Raw genomic sequence first — 2,956 nt, forward strand, 5'->3', positions numbered from 1 at the left:
AGTATCTCTCCTTTTCCGCCAAACTGCTTATCGCCTTCGGCCTTGCTTTCGAACTCCCGCTGGTCTTGACCGGCATGGCCCGCATGGGGATCGTGACCGACGTTTTCCTTAAAAAAAATCGTAAGTATGCCATTCTGCTCTTTTTCGTCGGAGCGGCCATCGTTACCCCGCCGGATGTGGTGAGCCAGGTCCTGCTGGCTGTGCCCTTGATGGCCCTCTACGAACTCAGCATCGTCGGAGCCAAAGTATTCCAACCGAAGAAAGCCGGCGAAGAAGCGGCGGAAGCCGAAGGAAAACCCCCCGAGGCGGATACTCCGAAGACGGGGCACGAAAATGAAAACGGCGTATCCGATGATCAGGACGCCCGGAGCGAGGTCTCCAGCCCCAAGAGCGGAGAAAAGAATGCCTGAGGCGGCATCTTTTTCGGCAGACCTCGTCGAATATCGGCTGGCCCTGATGCAAACCGATGGCGGCATCGGCTATTTTTCATGCGTGCCCAAGACGGAGATCGATGACGCAGCATGTCTCGAAGCGCTCCGTACGCGGCCCAACGACGCCTTTCTGCGTCGCCACATGCTTAAACGGATCAGCCTTTGGGACCCGGCACACCTGGCGGCCCGTCTCCGATCGATACCGGCTGCGGACGGATTCCTGCGCGCCCTTTTGTACGAGGCGATTCTGGTGTACGATCACTTCGCGCCCCTGAGGGACACCCTGCGACCGGAAAAGATCCGACGGATAACGGGCGAAACGCCGTTCATTTACCTCAAATCCTACCTTGTCCCGGATCAGTCCCTTCATTCCCAATGGATTGATTTGTTCCGGACCAATCTCAATGCGCACCACATGCTTCCCCCGCCCCGGAATACCGGTCTTTCGGCGCCGTTTTCCGACAAGACCCTTTCCCAGGCCGATCCGCTCCATCCGGGCATAACGGCCGTTCGGGAAGAAACAGCGGCAATGGGATTGCCCGAGGCGCCCCCCCGCCCCGCTCTGGAAGAGACCTCCCGAATCGCCCTGGAAAAACTGGACGCCTTGGGCATCATCGCCGGGGAGGTCCAGCGACATGCCGCCTCCCTCAGCCCCGTTGCGTTGCTGCGGCAGTGGCATGTCGATATCGGCGTTTGTAACGGAAGACACCGTTTCCGGATCAGCGGGCTCCAAAACTCATATGGTCGGGGGCTTTCGTTGCCTGCGGCCCAAGCCTCTCTGGCCATGGAGATGATCGAGCGGTGTTCCGCGTTTGCCTCGGTCGGCGATGAGGGGGTAGAAGGTTATATCCGATCATATCCCTTGAAGCGGGCACGGTATTCCGAACTCGTCAAGGCCGGCATTCCGGCGGTGGACCCCAACCGTCTGGCCTTGGAGGCGCCATACGGTGACGAGCCTCTCCATTGGATCGAGGGCGAGGCGTGCGGGCGTGACGGGGCCGCGTCGGTTTGGGTGCCGGCCCAATGCATCTTTCTGTTCTGTAATCTTGACGAGATAAAACTCTTTTCAGCGCTGGGGTCCACCGGCCTGGCATCGGGCAACACCATGGACGAGGCCAGATTGAGCGCGCTTCTGGAGATTATCGAAAGAGATCACGACGGAACGACGCCCTTCCACCCTTCCCAGTGCTTCACCGTCGAGACTGTCGATCCCCGGGTGGGGCCTCTTCTTGAGAGCTACCGGGATTTGGGGATTCATCTGCAATTCCAGGATCTGACGTCCAGGCTGGGCGTCCCCTGCTGCAAGTGCTTCGTCCGGGACATTGGCGGGGGTATTGTGAAGGGAACCGGTTGTCATCTCGATGCCCGAAGGGCACTGCTTTCGGCCATGACCGAAACCCCCTATGCTTTTCCCTACGGGCCCCCGTCGGGGAGCGGCCTGCACGGGCTGGTCCGCGTACCCCTGGAGAATCTTCCGGACTATCGGCTGGGCAACAGTGCCGCCGATCTCAGGCTCCTCGAAAACCTTCTTGCCGCCTGGGGGTATCGACCCGTTTACGTAGACCTCACCCGAGAGGATGTGGGGTTGCCCGTGGTCCGTGCCCTTGTTCCGGGAATGGAGATCACGGCGGATTTCGACCGTTTCTCCCGGGTGCATCCCCGGCTTTTCGCCAATTACCTCCGGAACTTCGGCGAATCGTAAAGCCGATGTCCTTCCCTTTCAGATGCCATCCTCGATGCCGTGAATAAGCCGTCCCAGACCGCATTCGACGTCAAGACCGCCGCTCTCCGTATTCTGGAGGAGCGGACCGACGGCGTGACTCCGCAGGTTTTTGTCGGCCTGATGGCAGATGTTTTCGGACAAAGCCGGCGATGGGCCCGGTCTGTCCTCTGCGGGCTGGTGGCCGACGGCGAGCTTGCCTATCGGGAACAGCACGGCCATACGATCATCGAGCCTTCCTTTGATCGGGCGGTCCGTTTTTCCACCCATGTGGTCGTGAAGCCGCCAGGCAAAGCCTATACCCCCGCCCAGGATGAGATCGTCATTCGCCTGGCTCCCGGCGCCGCCTTCGGCACGGGACAACACCCCACCACCCGTTTATCGGTGCGGGGCATCGATGCGGCCCTGACGACGCTTTCCCTGGTGGAACTCCAGGGCGACTCGGCCGTTCTGGACGTGGGCACCGGATCGGGTATACTCGCCATTGCCGCACTGATGTTGGGAATTCGACGGGGGGTCGGCGTGGACATCGACCCCTGCGCCGTGGATGAAGCCCGACGAAACGCGGCATTGAACGATCTGTCCGAACGCCTTTCCGTGGACGCTGTTCCCGTGGAGGCGCTTCACGGCGTTTTCAACCTCGTCCTGGCCAATCTGAGATACCCCACTCTCAGACGGATCCTTCCTGAAATGTTTCGCGTGAGTTCGTCTCCTGCGGCATGGGTCTTCTCCGGGATTCGGATCGACGAGATTCGACCCTTTCGGGCCCTCTGCGGCATGTACGACGTTGCCTGCCGCTGGGCGG

Annotated in this window: 3 protein-coding genes; all 3 read left to right on the forward strand. The window is 60.7% G+C overall.

Annotated features, from left to right (window positions below):
- The coding region (tatC, locus tag AB7S84_RS17095; RefSeq protein WP_428156008.1) for a twin-arginine translocase subunit TatC at nucleotides 1-410 on the forward strand (410 nt) is incomplete at its 5' end.
- Nucleotides 403-2,133, forward strand: coding sequence for a YcaO-like family protein (locus tag AB7S84_RS17100; protein ID WP_428156010.1), 1,731 nt, complete (start codon nucleotides 403-405; stop codon nucleotides 2,131-2,133). The genes tatC and AB7S84_RS17100, both read left to right, overlap by 8 nt.
- 39 nt (nucleotides 2,134-2,172) lie before the next feature.
- Nucleotides 2,173-2,956, forward strand: a 784-nt coding sequence (locus AB7S84_RS17105) for a 50S ribosomal protein L11 methyltransferase (protein WP_428156012.1), incomplete at its 3' end; no start/stop codon positions are given.

Origin of the sequence: Desulfococcus sp., from assembly GCF_050178255.1 — a bacterium.
Taxonomy (GTDB): Bacteria; Desulfobacterota; Desulfobacteria; order Desulfobacterales; family Desulfococcaceae; genus Desulfococcus; species Desulfococcus multivorans.